We start from the raw sequence: 15,228 nt of genomic DNA on the forward strand, positions 1-15,228 counted from the left end.
GTTGCGGATTACTCGACGATCTTGGAAACGACGCCAGCGCCGACGGTGCGACCGCCTTCACGGACGGCAAAGCGCAGGCCTTCTTCCATCGCGATCGGTGCGATCAGCGTGACGGTCATCGCCACGTTGTCGCCCGGCATGACCATCTCGGTGCCTTCCGGCAGCTCGCAAGCGCCAGTCACGTCGGTGGTACGGAAGTAGAACTGCGGACGGTAGCCGTTGAAGAACGGGGTGTGACGACCACCCTCTTCCTTCGACAGGACGTAGACCTCGGCCTCGAACTGAGTGTGCGGCTTGATGGTGCCCGGCTTACACAGGACCTGGCCACGCTCGACTTCGTCGCGCTTGGTGCCACGCAGCAGTACGCCGATGTTGTCGCCAGCCTGACCTTCGTCGAGCAGCTTGCGGAACATCTCGACACCGGTAACGGTGGTCTTCTGGGTGTCCTTCAGACCAACGATCTCGATCTCTTCGCCCGTCTTGACGATGCCGCGCTCGACACGACCGGTAACGACAGTGCCGCGACCAGAGATGGAGAACACGTCCTCGACCGGCATGATGAAGTCGCCGTCGATGGCACGCTCCGGCTCCGGAATGTAGTCGTCCATCGCCTCGACCAGCTTGATGATCGCCTGGGAGCCGATTTCGGAGGTGTCGCCTTCCAGTGCCTTCAGGGCGGAACCGGTAACGATCGGGGTGTCGTCGCCCGGGAAGTCGTACTGGCTCAGCAGGTCACGAACTTCCATCTCGACCAGCTCGAGCAGCTCCGGATCGTCGACCATGTCTGCCTTGTTCAGGAAGACGACGATGAACGGAACGCCAACCTGACGCGAGAGCAGGATGTGCTCACGGGTCTGCGGCATCGGGCCGTCAGCGGCGGAAACCACCAGGATCGCGCCGTCCATCTGGGCGGCACCGGTGATCATGTTCTTGACGTAGTCGGCGTGACCCGGGCAGTCGACGTGGGCGTAGTGACGCTTCTCCGACTCGTACTCGACGTGCGAGGTGGAGATCGTGATGCCACGCGCCTTCTCTTCCGGCGCCTTGTCGATCTGGTCGAAGGCCATGCCCTGACCGCCGGATGCCTGCGACATCACGTGCGTGATCGCCGCGGTCAGCGTGGTCTTGCCGTGGTCAACGTGACCGATCGTGCCGACGTTTACGTGCGGCTTGCTACGTTCGAACTTTTCCTTAGACATCGCATCCTCCGCCAACCGGGACAAGCAAATGGAATGTGGAGCTCATGACCGGATTTGAACCGGTGACCTCGTCCTTACCAAGGACGTGCTCTACCAACTGAGCTACATGAGCATGGTTATGAACCGACGACCGGGCCGTCGATGCAAACTCTTCAAATGAAGCGACCCACACTGTGGATCGCATCGGTCCGTTCCGGACCCGGGCGGATGGCCCGAATCACAGGACTGGAGCGGGTGATGGGAATCGAACCCACGTCATCAGCTTGGAAGGCTGAGGTTCTACCATTGAACTACACCCGCAGACCGTTTGAATCCCGCAAGCGGTAGCGAGATTCGTCTTGTCTGGTGGTGGGGGCAGGATTCGAACCTGCGAAGGCTGAGCCGGCAGATTTACAGTCTGCTCCCGTTGACCGCTTGGGTACCCCACCCGGGAAGCGCGCCATTCTTCACAAAACAGACCGGGCTGTCAACACCCGGTCGGGCGATATCGGCAACGCAATCAGGCGCGTCTCGCGTTACCGATCGGCTCCCGCGAAAAGCGCTTCCGCGGGGCCTGTGCCTGTGGTGCCGGCTGTGGGACTCGAACTCACGACCTACCGCTTACAAGGCGGTTGCTCTACCAACTGAGCTAAGCCGGCAATGGGCGCGCATTTTACGCACATCGCGTCACGTTTGCCAAGCGATCTCGCGCCGTCTGCGAACCGGTCAGCGTCGGGCCTTGGCCAGCCGCACCATCCCGGCGAGCACCAGGTCACTCTCGACCCGCACGTCGACCTCCGGGGAGACCAGTGCCGCAAGCCGCTCGGCGTCTCCGCCGGCGAGGACGACCAGCAACTCCCCCTGGTCGGCGAGAGCCTGTCGCCAGACGGCCAGCATCTCGTTGACCCCGGCGGCGAGCAGCCAGTGGCGCCCGACATCGATGGCCGTGGTGGTGTCGACGGCAAGCCCCAACTGGCGGGTGGCCTCGGCCACCCCCGGGGAGTCGTCGGCGTTCAGTTCGGATGCGGGTGCGTCATCGGCCGAAAGCAACGGCTCGACCGCCTCCCCCAGTCCAGGCGCGGCTGAGCGCAACCCTTCGAGCTGGGCCCGCCAGCCGGGCAGGATCAGCCCGCCGCGGTGCTGACCGTCGGCCTCGAGCACGTCGAGCGTGACGGCGGTGCCGGCATTGATCACCGCCAGCGGACGACCCTCGACCAGAGCATGGGCCTCGATCATGGCGCAGAAGCGATCAATGCCCAGTCGCGCCGGGTCCTCGTAGGCAACCCGGACATGGCAGCACTTGCGCGGCACCGACAACCAGCGCCGCTTCGCGGTCGGGCAGATCTCGGCCAGGGCGGTCTCGAGCCATTCGCGACGGCGCGGCTCGACGACCGACGCCAGCACGATCTGTCGCGGCGACCGCCCTTTCTCGTCGACCAGCAGGGGCTCGAGCCGGGTCGCTAGCGCACCGACCGCATCCGGCTCGGCGGGCTCAGGCCACGTGACGGAGAACGGCTCGGCACTCGCCTGGGTGCGACGCGCGAGGCGTCCCTTGATCCGGCTGTTGCCCGCATCGATGTAGCAATTCACAGGTACAGGCGTTCCTCTGTTGTTCGTTTGGGCCGTCAGCTCCGCAAGGGAGCCGCACGCACCCGATCGTTCGGTCCGACCGCCACCCGGCGCCCGTCATCCCGACGGATCTCCAGGCGGCCGTCGGCGCAAATCTCACCGCCGACGCCGCGGTACGCCTCCCCGCGCTCGGGAAGGACTTCCACCGGCACATCGAACCAGCGGTGCCGGCAACGCAGGCGTTCGAGCCGATCACCCCAGCGCGCGGGCGAGGCGAGCAGATCGACCGCCGAGGCGATCAGTTCCAGCGCCAGGTCGACCGTGTCAGCCGGCCCCTCGCCACCGGGGACGCTCTCCAAGGCGGCCGGTCGATAGTCATCACCCAGTTCGCCCCCCGATGACTCGGCGGGCAGACGCCAGTTGATCCCGACGCCGGCCAGCCAGGCGACCCGACCACCGAAGCGGGCGCGCTCCAGCATCAGGCCACCGAGCTTGCCGCCATCCAGATACAGGTCGTTGGGCCACTTGAGCTCCACCGGCACCCCGCCGCGGCGCAGCCGCTCGGCCAGTTCGCCGGCCAGCGCCAGGCTCGGCGGCGCGGTGACGGGCCGCGACTCGGCGGGCACCGCCACCGAGAACCACAGCCCATCGCCCGGTCCGCTCAGCCAGCGCGCCCCACGCCGGCCGACACCGGCCGTCTGGGTGGCGGCGAGGGCCACGCAGGGTACCGCGCCTTCGGCCAATCTCATCGCCGAGCGGACCTCGTCATTGGTCGAGGTCGTCCGCGACTCGACGGACAACCGCCAGCCCCGCTCGTCGGCGAGCGACTGCAGGCGACGTGCGAGGGAATCGAAATCGAGCGCGGACTCGCGAGGCATGGCGGATGGTCCCGTCGGTCGACAGTCATGCAAGGGGTCAGGAAGGTGGCCGGCGAGGCCCCTACGGCGTTCAAGTTTTGCGGATCGGGCCCGATTATACTGGCTCGGGCGCAAGAAAAGCGTGACATCGCCGAATCCAAAGGCCCGAACGATCGACGCGAGAAGACGAGAGGAGCCCCTTGGACAAAGCAACCCTTATCGGCATCGTCTCCGCCCTGGGCGTGGTGACACTCGCCATCGGGCTGGGACAGTACCCGCTCGGGTTCGTCAGCATCCCCGGCGCCCTGATCGTGGTCGGCGGCACCCTGTCGATCACGATCGCGATGATCACCTTCCGCCAGTTCATCCACTCCTTCGGGGTGATCAAGCAGGCCTTCGTCCAGCGACGACACAGCCTGACCGCGCTGATCGACGAGATCGAGGAGCTGGCCCACGTCGCGCGCCACGACGGCGCGCTGGCACTCGAGGACCAGGACATCAGCCACCCCTTCATCGAGAAAGGGGTGCGCATGATCGTCGACGGCCAACCGATCGAGAACATCGAGCGCACCCTCGAACGCGACATCGAGCTGACCGAGGAGCGTCACGACGGCGGCGTGCAGATGTTCAAGGGCATCTACGACGTCGCCCCCGCGATGGGCATGATCGGCACCCTCGTCGGCCTAGTGCAGATGCTGAGTTCACTCGACGACCCGTCGACCATCGGGCCGGCCATGGCCACCGCCCTGCTGACCACCTTCTACGGCGCGGTGATCGCCCAGGCGATCGCCCTTCCCGTCATGACGAAGCTGCACATGCGCGCCACCCAGGAGTCCCGCGAGCAGCGGCTGATCCTCGAGGGCATTCGCGGCATCCAGGACGGCATCAACCCGCGCATCCTGCGCGGGCTGCTGGAAACCTTCCTGCCCAGCCGCGAGCGCCAGGAGGACACCTGAGCCGTGAAGCGCATCCGGCGCCAGCGCATCGGCAGCAGCGGCGGCTGGCTGACCACCTACGCCGACATGGTCACGCTGCTGCTGACCTTCTTCGTTCTGATGCTCTCGATCTCGGTGGTCGATGTGGAACGCTACAAGGCCGTGGCCGAAACCCTGCGTGACTCCCTCGGCGGCATCCCGCCGGATGCCCCCGCCACACCGACCGAATCAGCCGCCCCGCTGGCTCCCGGGGCAGCCGACCCGGACAGCATTATCGAGGGGCCGCCGCCGACCCAGCTGATCGAGCTCGAGGCGCCGACGACGGCGAAGACCGACGATGACGGCGTGCAAGCGCTCGAGGACCTGCGCCGGGAGCAACTGGAGGAACGCGCGGAGGAACTGCGGGCGAGCATGCGCGATGCGATCGAGGCCGGGGATCTCGAGATCGAGACTACCGACGACGCCGTCATCATCCGTATCAAGGAAAACGCGTCGTTCCCGTCGGGCAGCGCCGACATGCAGCGCGCCTTCGAGCCGGTGCTCGACCGGATCGCCAACGAGCTGGCCGAGAGCAACGACCGCATCGTGGTCACGGGATACACCGACGACGTGCCGATCCGGTCGGGACGCTTCCGCTCCAACTGGGACCTGTCCGCCGCACGGGCGGTCAGCGTATTGATGTCGCTACGCGGCGAAGGCATCGCTGCCGGCCGGCTATCGGCCCGCGGCATGGGGGAGAATAAGCCGATCGCGCCCAACGACAGCGCCGCCAATCGGGCGCTGAACCGCCGGGTGGAGGTGGCACTCGTGCCGGCCTGGGCGGACGCCGAGCGACCTGCCGCGGGCACCGCGCCACTCGACTGACGAGCCGAGTCTCCCTAGCCGCGCGCCTCGTCGGCCACCGCCAGCCATTGCGCGCGGCGTGACTCGGTCTGCGCATCGCCGGTGCTGCGTTCCAGCCGGTGCTGGTTGAGGCATTCGGGGGCGAGCGTGAGCGTGAACTCGAGCAGGCGCCCCTGGCGGAAGGCATGCAGCGTGAGCCGGTCACCGGCACGGTGGCGTGCAATGCGCTCGGCCCAGTTCGCCCCGCCGACGGCAAAACCGTCGATGGCGATGATCCGGTCGTCCACGGCCAGCCCGGCGGCGGCAGCCGGGCGGTCCTCGAAGACCAGCATCACGCGTGCGGCACGGTCATCGCGCGGGTCGATCCGCACGCCGGCATCCGGCCCGCCCTGTTCGGCACGCGGCAGCATCGACACGCCGAAGCGCGCCAGCAGGCCGGCTACGTCCAGCGTTTCGGTAGAACGCAGGGCACGATCGAAAAATTCGCTCATCGGTTCGCCCATGGCCGCTTCGATCAGCCCCTCGACGCGCTCACCCTCGGGCAACGGCTCCTCGCCGTGCTCGTCCCAGAGCCGACGCATCACGTCCATCAGGCTCGCACCACGCTCGCGCAGCATCAGGTCGAGCATCAGGGCCACGATCGCGCCACGGGTGTAATAGCTGACGATCGCGTTCACCGCGTTGGCGTCCTGCTGGTAGAAGCGCGTCCAGGCATAGAAGCTCGACTCCTCCAGCGTCTGGCGCGACCAGCCCTTGCCGCGCATGGCGCGGTTGACGGTTTCCTCGAGCGCGCCAAGGTACTGCGACTCGTCGATCAGACCGGCGTGACGCACTAGCCAGTCGTCGAAGTAGCTGGTAAAGCCCTCGAACACCCACAGCAGACGCGTGTGCGCCGGCCGGTCGAGCGGCAGGCCGGCGAAGGCCGCCGGGCGAATGCGCTTGACGTTCCAGTTGTGGAAGTACTCGTGGGCGCACAGGCTCAGAAACCGCTGGTATTCCTTGCTCACCCCGGCGGCGGTCACCGACGGCAGGTGCGAGCGGGGGAAGATCAACGCGGTGGAGTCGCGATGCTCCAGGCCGCCAAAGCCGTTCTCGTCGAGGGCCACCAGGAACAGGTACTCGTCGAACGGCGCGCCGTCGAACAGCTCGATCTCGGTCTCACAGATGCGCGCGACATCCGCGGCAATCCGGTCGAAATCGGTTTCCGGCAGGGCATTGGTGAACACCATGCGGTGCAGTACGCCACCGGCGGTAAAGCGCCGCTCGACGAAGTCGGCGATCTCGACCGGATGGTCGATCAGCGCCTCGTAGTCGGGGGCGGCATATTCACCGAAGCCGCGCTCGTCGATCGCGATGTCCGGCAGCGTGGTCGCCACGCGCCAGTCCGACGGCAGACCCTCGCCTGCCAGCGTCACCTCGTGGCGGGCGTGCTCGGCACCGTGGACACGGAGAAAGACGCTGGTGCCGTTGAAGAACACGTGGCTCGAATCGGCGTGTGCGCTGCGCACCGAGAAGTCCGCGCAGTAGACCCGATAGTGAACGGTTATATCGTGGTCGTTGCCGGCGACATCCCAGGTCTGCTGATCGACCGGCGTGATCGCCACCGGCTCACCGGCGGCACCGGTCGCCCGCTTGCCGACCAGGTGTCGGGCGAAGTCACGCACGAGATAGCTGCCGGGAATCCACGCCGGCAGGCTGAGGCGGTAACCCTCGGCGGCAGCCGGCAGGCTCAACTCGACGTCGATGTAGCGGCTGTGGTGACCGGTGAAGGCCAGCCGGTAGCGCGGTTCGATCGAGGTGCTGGCTTCCGGCTTGAGCATCAGGACTCCTGCCCCGGGAGATCCGGCACGGAGGAGTCGCTGGTCATCAGGTGGTGGCCGCCCGGGTGGACACGGCCGTGCTTGACCTCGTCCGGATGGGCGTCGCGCACCGAGCCGACCCGGGCGGTGAAGTGGAGACGAAAGCCGGCCAGGGGGTGGTTGAGGTCCACCTTGACCGTCTTGTCGCCCACCTCGAGGATCAGCATCTCGATCCGACCTTCGGGGCCGTGCGCCTCGACCATGTTCCCCGGCTCCAGCTCGGCCTGCGCCTGGATGCGCTCGCGCGGCACCTCGACGACCCCCTCGGGATCGTGCAGCCCGTAGGCCTGCTCGGGCTCGACGACCACCTCGACCTCGTCGCCCTCGACGTGTCCCTCGAGCGCGGACTCGAACCCTGGGATCAGGTTGCCGTGACCGTGGATGTACTCGAAGCCATCGACATGGGTATCCGCCAGAAGCGCCCCGTCATCGTCGCGCATCTCGTGATAGACACGCACCACCTTGTCCTTCTCCACCGGCATGCTCTGTTGGGTGTCACTCATCTCTCGTCGTCCTCTTGAAGGTTCAGCTCGCCAGCCCGTGCCAGAACGGCAGGCTCAGCAGCGCCAGCAGGGTCGAGGCGCTCGCCGTGGTGGCATACAGGCTGGTATCGAGACCAAAGCGGTCGCAGATCACCAGCCCCAGCACCATCACCGGCATGGCCGCTTCCAGCACCACAGCCGTCAGTGTCAGGCCCTCGGCGCCCACGGCCAGCGCAAAACCCAGCGCCGCCAGCGGCATCCATAACAGCTGGATCGCGATCGCCGGGCTGACCGTCAACAGCTGTCGGCCGGTCAGGGTCTCCAGCCGCAGGCTCATACCCAGGGCCACCAGCATCACCGGCACCACGGCCGCGCCGATCCGGTCGAGCCACTCGGCAGCCCAGTCCGGCTGCGGCACGCCGGCGAGATTCAGCCCCGCCCCGGCGACCGCCGCCCACAGCGGCGGCACCTTGAGCAGTGTCTTGATCGGGTGAACCGCCTCCTCGCTCTCGCCGAAGCGTGCCGCCAGCAGGATGCCCACCGACAACAGCAGCGGCGTGCAGGCAAACAGGTCGTACTGGATGGCAATCGCCTTGCCCGCATCGCCGAACAGGCTCCCCAGCAACGGCAACCCCATGTAGGTCGCGTTGGGGAAGCTCGCCGCCAGCAGCAAGGCGCCGAACTGCAGCCGGCCCAGGCGCATCATCCGCCCAACCAGCGCCATCAACGCCATGGAGGTAAGCACCGCCACGGCGGCCGTGCCGGCGATGCGCAGGGTGTCGACCCCGAGCGGTGCACGCCACAGCACCGAGAACACCAGCGCCGGCAGGAACAGGTAGTAGACCGACGAGGTCAGCGCGCCACGGGCGCGATCGGCGGTCCAGCCGCCCAGCGGCAGGTACCGCCAGACGTGCCCCAGCGCGATGGTTCCGGCCATCTGCAGGATGACCGAGATCACCGGCTCACCTCGTTTGTTCGCCGGGACGCCACCGTGGTGGCACCCGGGATCACTGGTCCTTGGCCTCCGCTTCGGCCTTCTCGACCTCGGCGCGCACCTCGTCCATGTCGAGGTCCTTCACCTTGGTGATCAGCTCGTCGAGCGCGTTGCGCGGCAGCGCACCGGCCTGGTTGAACAGCAGGATCTGCTCGCGGAACACCATCAGGGTCGGGATCGAGCGGATCTGGAAGTGGCCGGCGATCGCCTGCTCTTCCTCGGTGTTCACCTTGGCAAAGCCGACGTCCGGATTCGCCTCGGCGGCCTGCTCGAAGATCGGACCAAAGGACTGGCAGGGACCGCACCAGGGTGCCCAGAAATCCAGCAGCAGGATGTCGTTGTCCTTGAGAAGGCCCTCGAGATTGTCCGCAGTGGCGGTATGAACGGTCATAAAGACACCTTTGGGTCATGCCGACAGCGTCGGCCGCATGTAGGCCCGGTCCACACCGGGCCACGAAACTTCTCGTCGCTAGCGTCGCGCGCCGGCCAGCCAGCCCTCAACGTGCGCGACCATCGCCTCGACGCTCTCGCATTCGAGCAGCGCCTGGCGCGCCGGCAGCCCCAGCGGCAGGCGCTCGGCAAGTCGGCAGCACAGCCACGTCAGCTCGGATGACTCGTCCGGGCAGAGTGTGGGCTCGAGCCGCTTGAGCGCGGCGATCAGCTGCTCGTGTCGTTCGGCGGCGATCGAATCTCCCGAACTGGGGCCGGCTGCGAGGTTTTCAACCCGTGCCTGCACCAGGCCGCGGTCGTCGACCTGGTGCGAGACCACGCGAAAGCGCGACTCGCCCTGGGCACGCACACCCAGTAACCCTCCAGCGAGCACATTCGCGTCGGCCACGCGGGCCGTCGTCCCCACCCCGGCGATGCGCGGTGGGCCGTCTTCAAGCCCCACCTCGCGTCCCTCGGTGATCAGCACCACGCCGAAGGGGCGATCGTGTCGCAGGCACCAGCGCACCAAGTCGAGATAACGCGCCTCGAAGATACGCAGCGGCAGCTCGCCGCCGGGATACAGCACCGCCCGCAGCGGGAACAGCGGCAGCTGTGCCTCGTCAGTCGCCATCCCGGTCGCCCCAGCGGGCATGAAGCTGGTGCGGCACCCCGATCTGGTCGAGGATGCGCGCCACGGTGAAGTCGATCAGGTCCTCGATCGTGCGCGGCCGGTGATAGAAGGCCGGCGCCGGCGGCAGGATCACCACGCCGAGCTCGGCCAGGCGCGTCATCTGCGACAGGGCGATGGCCGTCAGCGGCGCCTCGCGCGGCACGATCACCAAGTCGCGGCGCTCCTTGAGGCAGACATCGGCGGTGCGCTCGATCAGCGAGTCCGACAGGCCATTGGCGATCGCCCCGAGCGTGCCGGTGGTGCAGGGGCAGACCACCATGGCATCCGGCGGATTGGAGCCGGAGGCGAACGGCGCGGTCCAATCCTCGCGGGCGAAGCCGGTCACCTGCCCCGGCTTTGCACCAAAACGCCCGCCCAACTCGGCGGCCAGCGCGTCGTGGCGAGCGGGAAACGGCTCGTCGAGCTCAAGTGCAGCCACGGCATGAGCTGCCTTGGACGCAATCAGGCTCACCTGGCAGTCCGCCGCGATCAGGCAATCGAGCAGGCGCAGCGCGTACGGCAGCCCGGAGGCACCGGTCATCGCCAGCACGACGTGCTCGGTGGCCGCGCCCCGCCTCATGCCGCCTCCGCACGCAGCATCTCGACCAGCCGGGCGGGGAAGCCCCCGAAACCGCCGTTGCTCATCGAAACCACCCAGTCGCCGGGTTGGCGCTCGCCGGCCACCGCCTCCAGCAATTCATCCACCGACGTCCCCACAATCAGTCGGTCACCCAGGGGGGCCAGGGTCTCGGCCGGGTCGAAACCCAACCCGTCGGGGGCATGCAGGAACACGCGGTCGGCCGATGACAGCGATCCGGCCAGCCCGGCGGCATGCACGCCGGCGCGCATGGAATTGGAACGGGGGTCGAGCACGGCCACCAGCCGCGCCCCATCCGGCATCTGTTCGCGCACCGCCGCCAGCGTCGCGGCGATGGCCGTGGGATGATGGGCAAAGTCGTCGATCACTCGCACGCCATGCACCTCGCCCTTCAACTCCAGCCGACGCGCGACGCCGCCGAAGTCGACGAGGGCCGCCAAGGCCTCGGCCGCCGGCACACCGGCGAAACGGGCCAACGCCAGCGCGGCGAGCGCGTTGCGACGATTGTGATCGCCGCGGATCGAGGCAGGCATCGGCCCGAGCGATTCGCCTTCGCAGATGACCTCACCCTCATCCAGACACCACGTCGCACCCGACTGGCAGCGATCGGCGAACCGCTCGACCGGCGCCCATACGCCCTGGCCGAGTACCCGCTCGATTGCCGGCTCACCCACGGGAGCGATCACCTTGCCCCGGCCGGGCACCAGTCGCAGCAGATGCGCAAACTGTCGCTCGATCGCCGCCAGATCATCGAATATATCTGCATGATCGAATTCAAGATTGTTAATCACCAGTCCGCGGGGCCGGTAATGCAGGAACTTGGAGCGCTTGTCGAAGAAGGCCGTGTCGTACTCGTCGGCCTCGATGACAAAGAACGGCGTCTCGCCCAGCCGGGCACTGACGCCGAAGCCGCCCGGCACCCCGCCGATCAGGAACCCCGGGGCCATGCCGACGCGCTCGAGGATGTGCGCAACCATCGAGGTGGTGGTGGTCTTGCCGTGGGTGCCAGAAACCGCCAGCACGAAGCGGTCGCGCAGCACCTCCTCGCCCAGCCATTGCGGGCCCGAGCGATAGCGATGAAACCCCTCGAGCAGCTGGTCGATCACCGGCATGTCGCGGCGCATCACGTTGCCGATGATGATCTCGGCATCGTCCGGCAAGGGTGCGTCCATCTCGGTCTCGACCGCGATGCCCGCGTTCGCGAGCTGGTCGCTCATCGGCGGGTAGATGGCATGGTCGCGCCCGGAGACCTGGTAGCCCATCTCGCGGGCCAGCAGCGCCAGCGAGCCCATGAAGGTGCCGGCAATGCCGAGGATGTGAAGCTTGCGCGATTGATCGGTCATGTGGGCAATCCGTTCTCGCCGGGAAGCAGTTGCACCGCCAGCCCCGTGTAGATCAGCGAACTGAGTATGAAGTAGCCTAAGGCGGCAAGCACGCCCAGCGCGGCGCCGAAGTCCAGGGTACGCCGGTAGATCTGGCCCAGCACCACCAGGTTCCAGGCGAACAGGGCGATCATCGCCAGCGACCACCAGCCGATGGCACCGTCCCCCACGTCGCCCGATGGCTGCATCACGACCAGCGGCCAGGCCACCAGCCCCAGCATGGCGGTGGCGCCAAACAGGGCCGTGAGCATCTGCGGGATGCGTGGCCGGTGGTCACGCAACACGGCGAGCCCCGCGGAATAGCCCGCCAGCACCAGCGAGTCGGCAGCGAGAAGCAGCAGGCCACCGCCGAGACCACCAACTCCTTCCCCGGTCATCGCGACATCCAGCAGCACACCGACCACCAGATAGAACACCACGGCCACCAGCAATGGTTGCTGGCCGGCCGGCATGTCCTCCGGCCCGGCGCGAAGGAAGAGCAACAGGAAGAACTGGCGAATCAGTGACAAGGCCGTGCCCCCGAATGAGGATTACTGCAGACCGCAGATCGGGCTGCAAACGGCTGCAAGCCTAGCGCAAAACGGGGCGCTGCGTCTGCGGCAGCACCGAGCATCCGCTCGGGCGCCACCCTCGGATCGGCTAACGGCGCAGGTCGCGCAGGTACCACCACTCGAAGAAACGCTTGGCCCAGTGAAGCAAGCGGCACGGCGGGGTCACCAGCTGTCGCTTGTCGTTGCGGAATACCAGCGTCGCCCGGTCGAGCATGTCCATCACGCAGACCAGCTCCCACTTGAAGGTCCGGTTGGCCGGCTGGCCGTCGATCTCGGCGACCAGGTTCTTGGCCGCCGCGCCGGCCTGCAGGTCGGCCATGTGCGCCTGCTTCGGTGCCCAGTCCGGTGCCGGATAACTGCCGGAGTCGCCAGCGACGTAGACCCGCTCGAACCCCTTGACGCGGGCGTGCTCGTCGGCCTCGATCATGCCGCCGGGCGAGGTGGGAAACGGCGCGTTCTCCAGCCAGGCCGGGCCGGTCATGCCGGGCATGAACAGGATCAGATCGGCCTCGAACTCGCCCTTCTCGGTAATGACCCGGTTGGCCTCGAATTGCTTCGGCTTGGCGCCGATGTGGGTCTCGATATCGAACTTCGCCATGCGATCGAGCAGGCGATCGACGGCCTTCTCGCCCAGGCGATTGCCGGGACGCGGCGAGGGATTGAAGAAGACCAGCTTGAATTTGTCCCGCCGTCCTTCTCGCCGCAGCAGCCGGTCGAGGCCGAACAGCAGCTCGAAGATCGGCCCGCCACGCACCGCGGCCGGCTCCTTGGGGTTGCCGCCGAAACCGATGGCAATGGTGCCGCCGTCCATCTCGGCGAGCCGGTCGCGGATCTGCTCGGCGGCATCGATGCCCTCGCACAGGGTGATGGCGTGCTCGATGCCGGGCAGTTTCTTCAGGAAGCGCCCACCGCTGGCGACGATCAGCCCGTCGTTCTCGACCTCGCCACTGTCGGTGGTCACCCGGCGGCCATCCTCGCTGACACCCGTGACTCGCCCGGCGTGAAAATGCACGTCCAGCCGCTCGAGCAGGGGCCGGATGTCGTGAAGGATGTCGTCGCGGCCACGCAGCCCGGCCGGCACCCAGATCAGACTCGGGTAGTACTGGAAGGTAGGCTCGGGCGCGATCAGGGTGATCTCTGCCTGCGGGCTCTGCCGCCGCAGTCTTCGAATTGCCGTCAGCGCCCCGAACCCCGCACCAATGACCGTCAGTTTCATGCCATGCCCTCCCTGAAAGCTCGTCGATTCGTGGTGCGCCTTATCTTGGCATAAGGATTTTCTAATGTTCAATCGCGTTGCCGTCGCGCCAGCAGGGGGCGCGTAAGCGGACGCGCCAGCAACAGCAGCAGGAGCACGACGGCGAGCACGATCGGCGTGCGGGTATCGAACTTCACCGACAGGAAATAATGCAGAACGACCAGCGCGGTGGCCGGATAGACCAGCCGATGCAGCGCCTTCCAGCGCCAGCCCAGTCGGCGCATCCAGCCGCGGGTCGAGGTAATCGCGAGCGGCAGCAGCATCAGGAAGGCGATCACGCCGAAGGTGATGTGCTCGCGCTCGATCACATCCTCCCAGATGGCCGCCAGAGCCAACTGCCGATCCACCACCAGCCACAGCGACAGGTGCAGTGCCGCATAGAAGAACGCGTACAGCCCTACCATGCGCCGGTAGTCGATCAGACCCGCTCGCGGCACCAACCGTTGCAGCGGGGTGATCGCCAGCCCGATCAGCAACAGGTAGAGGGCCGTGTCACCCAGAAAGCGCAGACTGTCGACCACCGGCTCGTAGCCGAGCTGGTGGGTCGGGATCGCCCAAGCGAGGTAGGCAAGCGGGCCCAGCTGCGCCAGGAACAGCAGCCACCAGGCAGGACGGTTGGCCAGCCAAGGACGACGCACCATGGGACGACGTACCATCAGTAGTGCTTCTCGAGATCCATGCCCTGATAGAGATGCGCGACCTGGTCGGCGTAGCCGTTGAACATCTGGGTATCCCGACGCCCCCACTCGCCGATGCGCCGCTCGGTGGCCTGGGACCAGCGCGGGTGGTCGACATTCGGATTCACGTTGGCGTAAAAGCCGTATTCGCGCGGCAGGGCCGCCATCCAGGTCGAGGTGGGCATCTCGCGCACCAGGCTGATGCGCACCAGCGACTTGCCGCCCTTGAAGCCGTACTTCCACGGCACGACCAGCCGGACCGGGGCCCCGTTCTGCGGCGCCAATGGCTTGCCGTAGATGCCCGTGGCCAGGAGCGTGAGCGGATGCTGCGCCTCGTCGAGACGCAGCCCTTCGACGTAGGGCCACTCAAGTACCGCGCGCTTCTGCCCGGGCAACGGGTTCTCGGGGCGATAGACGGTCTCAAAACGCACGAAGCGCGCCGCCGAAGTCGGCTCGACCCGGTCGAGTAGCGCCTTGAGCGGCACCCCGTCCCAGGGAATCACCATCGACCAGCCCTCGACACAACGCATGCGATAGATGCGTTCCTCCGGCGCCTGCAGCGCGGTCAGATCGTCGATGGAAAAGCGTCCGGGTTTGGCGACTTCGCCATCGACCTCGAACTCCCACGGCGAGAGCCGATCGATCAGCGCGGCGAGCGCATCGGCATTACGGGCCGGATCGGTCTTGCCGGTACCAAGCTCGTAGTAGTTGTTGTAGCCGGTGATGGCATCGAACTCGGTCAGTTGCTCCGACAGCGGCTTGCCCTCGTCGGCACGGCCGCACCCCGGCAGGGCAAGCGCCGCGCCGGCACCGACCACCGAGCGCAGGAACGTCCGCCGGGCATTGCGGTCCATTGCCAAGCGAGGCTCGGTAACCTCCCATTCGCGCGGCTCGTGTCGGGGGCGAATACGGTGTCGCATGGCGGGCCTCTGAAGTGATACATGCCGAT

Annotated in this window: 16 protein-coding genes and 4 tRNA genes; 2 read left to right on the forward strand and 18 right to left on the reverse strand. The window is 67.1% G+C overall.

Going from position 1 to position 15,228, the window contains the following annotated elements; all coding sequences use genetic code 11:
• Positions 1-8: 8 nt before the first annotated feature.
• The 7 genes from tuf to LV476_RS07115 all read right to left on the reverse strand — a co-directional run bounded on the left by tuf (position 9) and on the right by LV476_RS07115 (position 3,625).
• Positions 9-1,199: an elongation factor Tu gene (gene tuf, locus LV476_RS07085; RefSeq protein WP_250074771.1), complete on the reverse strand. Its 1,191-nt coding sequence runs from the start codon at positions 1,197-1,199 to the stop codon at positions 9-11.
• A 36-nt stretch (positions 1,200-1,235) separates the two neighbouring features.
• Positions 1,236-1,311, reverse strand: a tRNA-Thr gene (locus LV476_RS07090).
• Positions 1,312-1,425: 114 nt separating this feature from the next.
• Positions 1,426-1,499, reverse strand: a tRNA-Gly gene (locus LV476_RS07095).
• A gap of 43 nt (positions 1,500-1,542) precedes the next feature.
• Positions 1,543-1,627, reverse strand: a tRNA-Tyr gene (locus tag LV476_RS07100).
• A gap of 134 nt (positions 1,628-1,761) precedes the next feature.
• Positions 1,762-1,837: transfer RNA gene (locus LV476_RS07105), tRNA-Thr, on the reverse strand.
• A 67-nt stretch (positions 1,838-1,904) separates the two neighbouring features.
• Positions 1,905-2,768 (reverse strand): type III pantothenate kinase, encoded by an 864-nt coding sequence (locus LV476_RS07110; protein WP_250074774.1) that lies wholly within the window; start codon positions 2,766-2,768, stop codon positions 1,905-1,907.
• A gap of 35 nt (positions 2,769-2,803) precedes the next feature.
• Positions 2,804-3,625 carry a biotin--[acetyl-CoA-carboxylase] ligase gene (locus LV476_RS07115; protein WP_250074776.1) on the reverse strand — a complete coding sequence of 274 codons (822 nt, stop codon included), beginning with the start codon at positions 3,623-3,625 and terminating at the stop codon, positions 2,804-2,806.
• Between the two features lie 179 nt (positions 3,626-3,804).
• Here LV476_RS07115 and LV476_RS07120 point away from each other — a divergent pair, with 179 nt between their 5' ends.
• Complete coding sequence (locus tag LV476_RS07120) at positions 3,805-4,560, forward strand: MotA/TolQ/ExbB proton channel family protein (protein WP_250074780.1); 756 nt, start codon at positions 3,805-3,807, stop codon at positions 4,558-4,560.
• Positions 4,561-4,563: 3 nt separating this feature from the next.
• Positions 4,564-5,403, forward strand: coding sequence for a flagellar motor protein MotB (locus LV476_RS11270; RefSeq protein ID WP_250074781.1), 840 nt, complete (start codon positions 4,564-4,566; stop codon positions 5,401-5,403).
• 14 nt (positions 5,404-5,417) lie between these two features.
• Here the strand turns inward: LV476_RS11270 and LV476_RS07130 are convergent, their stop codons facing one another.
• The 11 genes from LV476_RS07130 to msrP form a co-directional block, all read right to left on the reverse strand.
• Positions 5,418-7,202, reverse strand: coding sequence for a M61 family metallopeptidase (locus LV476_RS07130; RefSeq protein WP_250074782.1), 1,785 nt, complete (start codon positions 7,200-7,202; stop codon positions 5,418-5,420).
• A complete protein-coding gene (locus LV476_RS07135; protein ID WP_250074784.1) occupies positions 7,202-7,744 on the reverse strand; it encodes an FKBP-type peptidyl-prolyl cis-trans isomerase in 543 nt (180 codons plus the stop codon). Before LV476_RS07135 ends, LV476_RS07130 begins: the two co-directional genes overlap by 1 nt.
• A gap of 22 nt (positions 7,745-7,766) precedes the next feature.
• Positions 7,767-8,681 carry an AEC family transporter gene (locus tag LV476_RS07140; RefSeq protein WP_250074786.1) on the reverse strand — a complete coding sequence of 305 codons (915 nt, stop codon included), beginning with the start codon at positions 8,679-8,681 and terminating at the stop codon, positions 7,767-7,769.
• Between the two features lie 49 nt (positions 8,682-8,730).
• A complete protein-coding gene (trxA, locus tag LV476_RS07145) occupies positions 8,731-9,108 on the reverse strand; it encodes a thioredoxin (protein ID WP_250074788.1) in 378 nt (125 codons plus the stop codon).
• A gap of 78 nt (positions 9,109-9,186) precedes the next feature.
• A complete protein-coding gene (locus tag LV476_RS07150; RefSeq protein ID WP_250074791.1) occupies positions 9,187-9,777 on the reverse strand; it encodes an LON peptidase substrate-binding domain-containing protein in 591 nt (196 codons plus the stop codon).
• Positions 9,767-10,396, reverse strand: a complete 630-nt coding sequence (locus tag LV476_RS07155) for a flavin prenyltransferase UbiX (RefSeq protein ID WP_250074793.1) — start codon at positions 10,394-10,396, stop codon at positions 9,767-9,769. The genes LV476_RS07150 and LV476_RS07155 overlap by 11 nt, the downstream gene beginning before the upstream one ends.
• On the reverse strand, positions 10,393-11,757 hold the full coding sequence (gene mpl / locus LV476_RS07160) for a UDP-N-acetylmuramate:L-alanyl-gamma-D-glutamyl-meso-diaminopimelate ligase (protein WP_250074794.1): 1,365 nt from the start codon (positions 11,755-11,757) through the stop codon (positions 10,393-10,395). The genes LV476_RS07155 and mpl overlap by 4 nt, the downstream gene beginning before the upstream one ends.
• Positions 11,754-12,305, reverse strand: coding sequence for a hypothetical protein (locus LV476_RS07165; RefSeq protein ID WP_250074796.1), 552 nt, complete (start codon positions 12,303-12,305; stop codon positions 11,754-11,756). The genes mpl and LV476_RS07165 overlap by 4 nt, the downstream gene beginning before the upstream one ends.
• 130 nt (positions 12,306-12,435) lie before the next feature.
• Positions 12,436-13,563, reverse strand: a complete 1,128-nt coding sequence (locus LV476_RS07170) for an NAD(P)/FAD-dependent oxidoreductase (protein ID WP_250074798.1) — start codon at positions 13,561-13,563, stop codon at positions 12,436-12,438.
• A gap of 68 nt (positions 13,564-13,631) precedes the next feature.
• Positions 13,632-14,258 carry a sulfite oxidase heme-binding subunit YedZ gene (locus LV476_RS07175; protein WP_250074800.1) on the reverse strand — a complete coding sequence of 209 codons (627 nt, stop codon included), beginning with the start codon at positions 14,256-14,258 and terminating at the stop codon, positions 13,632-13,634.
• Positions 14,258-15,199 carry a protein-methionine-sulfoxide reductase catalytic subunit MsrP gene (msrP, locus tag LV476_RS07180; RefSeq protein ID WP_250074802.1) on the reverse strand — a complete coding sequence of 314 codons (942 nt, stop codon included), beginning with the start codon at positions 15,197-15,199 and terminating at the stop codon, positions 14,258-14,260. The genes LV476_RS07175 and msrP overlap by 1 nt, the downstream gene beginning before the upstream one ends.
• Positions 15,200-15,228 lie beyond the last annotated feature (29 nt).

The sequence above is a fragment of the Guyparkeria hydrothermalis genome (assembly GCF_023555385.1).
GTDB classification, from domain to species: Bacteria; Pseudomonadota; Gammaproteobacteria; order Halothiobacillales; family Halothiobacillaceae; genus Guyparkeria; species Guyparkeria hydrothermalis_A.

Excerpts from the sequence above, each read along its gene's own strand:
- tuf (WP_250074771.1), bottom strand. The coding sequence starts at position 1,199 with ATGTCTAAGGAAAAGTTCGAACGTAGCAAGCCGCACGTAAACGTCGGC.
- LV476_RS07170 (WP_250074798.1), bottom strand. The coding sequence starts at position 13,563 with ATGAAACTGACGGTCATTGGTGCGGGGTTCGGGGCGCTGACGGCAATT.
- LV476_RS07150 (WP_250074791.1), bottom strand. The coding sequence starts at position 9,777 with ATGGCGACTGACGAGGCACAGCTGCCGCTGTTCCCGCTGCGGGCGGTG.
- LV476_RS07175 (WP_250074800.1), bottom strand. The coding sequence starts at position 14,258 with ATGGTACGTCGTCCCATGGTGCGTCGTCCTTGGCTGGCCAACCGTCCT.
- mpl (WP_250074794.1), bottom strand. The coding sequence starts at position 11,757 with ATGACCGATCAATCGCGCAAGCTTCACATCCTCGGCATTGCCGGCACC.
- LV476_RS07130 (WP_250074782.1), bottom strand. The coding sequence starts at position 7,202 with ATGCTCAAGCCGGAAGCCAGCACCTCGATCGAACCGCGCTACCGGCTG.
- trxA (WP_250074788.1), bottom strand. The coding sequence starts at position 9,108 with ATGACCGTTCATACCGCCACTGCGGACAATCTCGAGGGCCTTCTCAAG.
- LV476_RS07135 (WP_250074784.1), bottom strand. The coding sequence starts at position 7,744 with ATGAGTGACACCCAACAGAGCATGCCGGTGGAGAAGGACAAGGTGGTG.
- LV476_RS07115 (WP_250074776.1), bottom strand. The coding sequence starts at position 3,625 with ATGCCTCGCGAGTCCGCGCTCGATTTCGATTCCCTCGCACGTCGCCTG.
- msrP (WP_250074802.1), bottom strand. The coding sequence starts at position 15,199 with ATGCGACACCGTATTCGCCCCCGACACGAGCCGCGCGAATGGGAGGTT.
- LV476_RS07155 (WP_250074793.1), bottom strand. The coding sequence starts at position 10,396 with ATGAGGCGGGGCGCGGCCACCGAGCACGTCGTGCTGGCGATGACCGGT.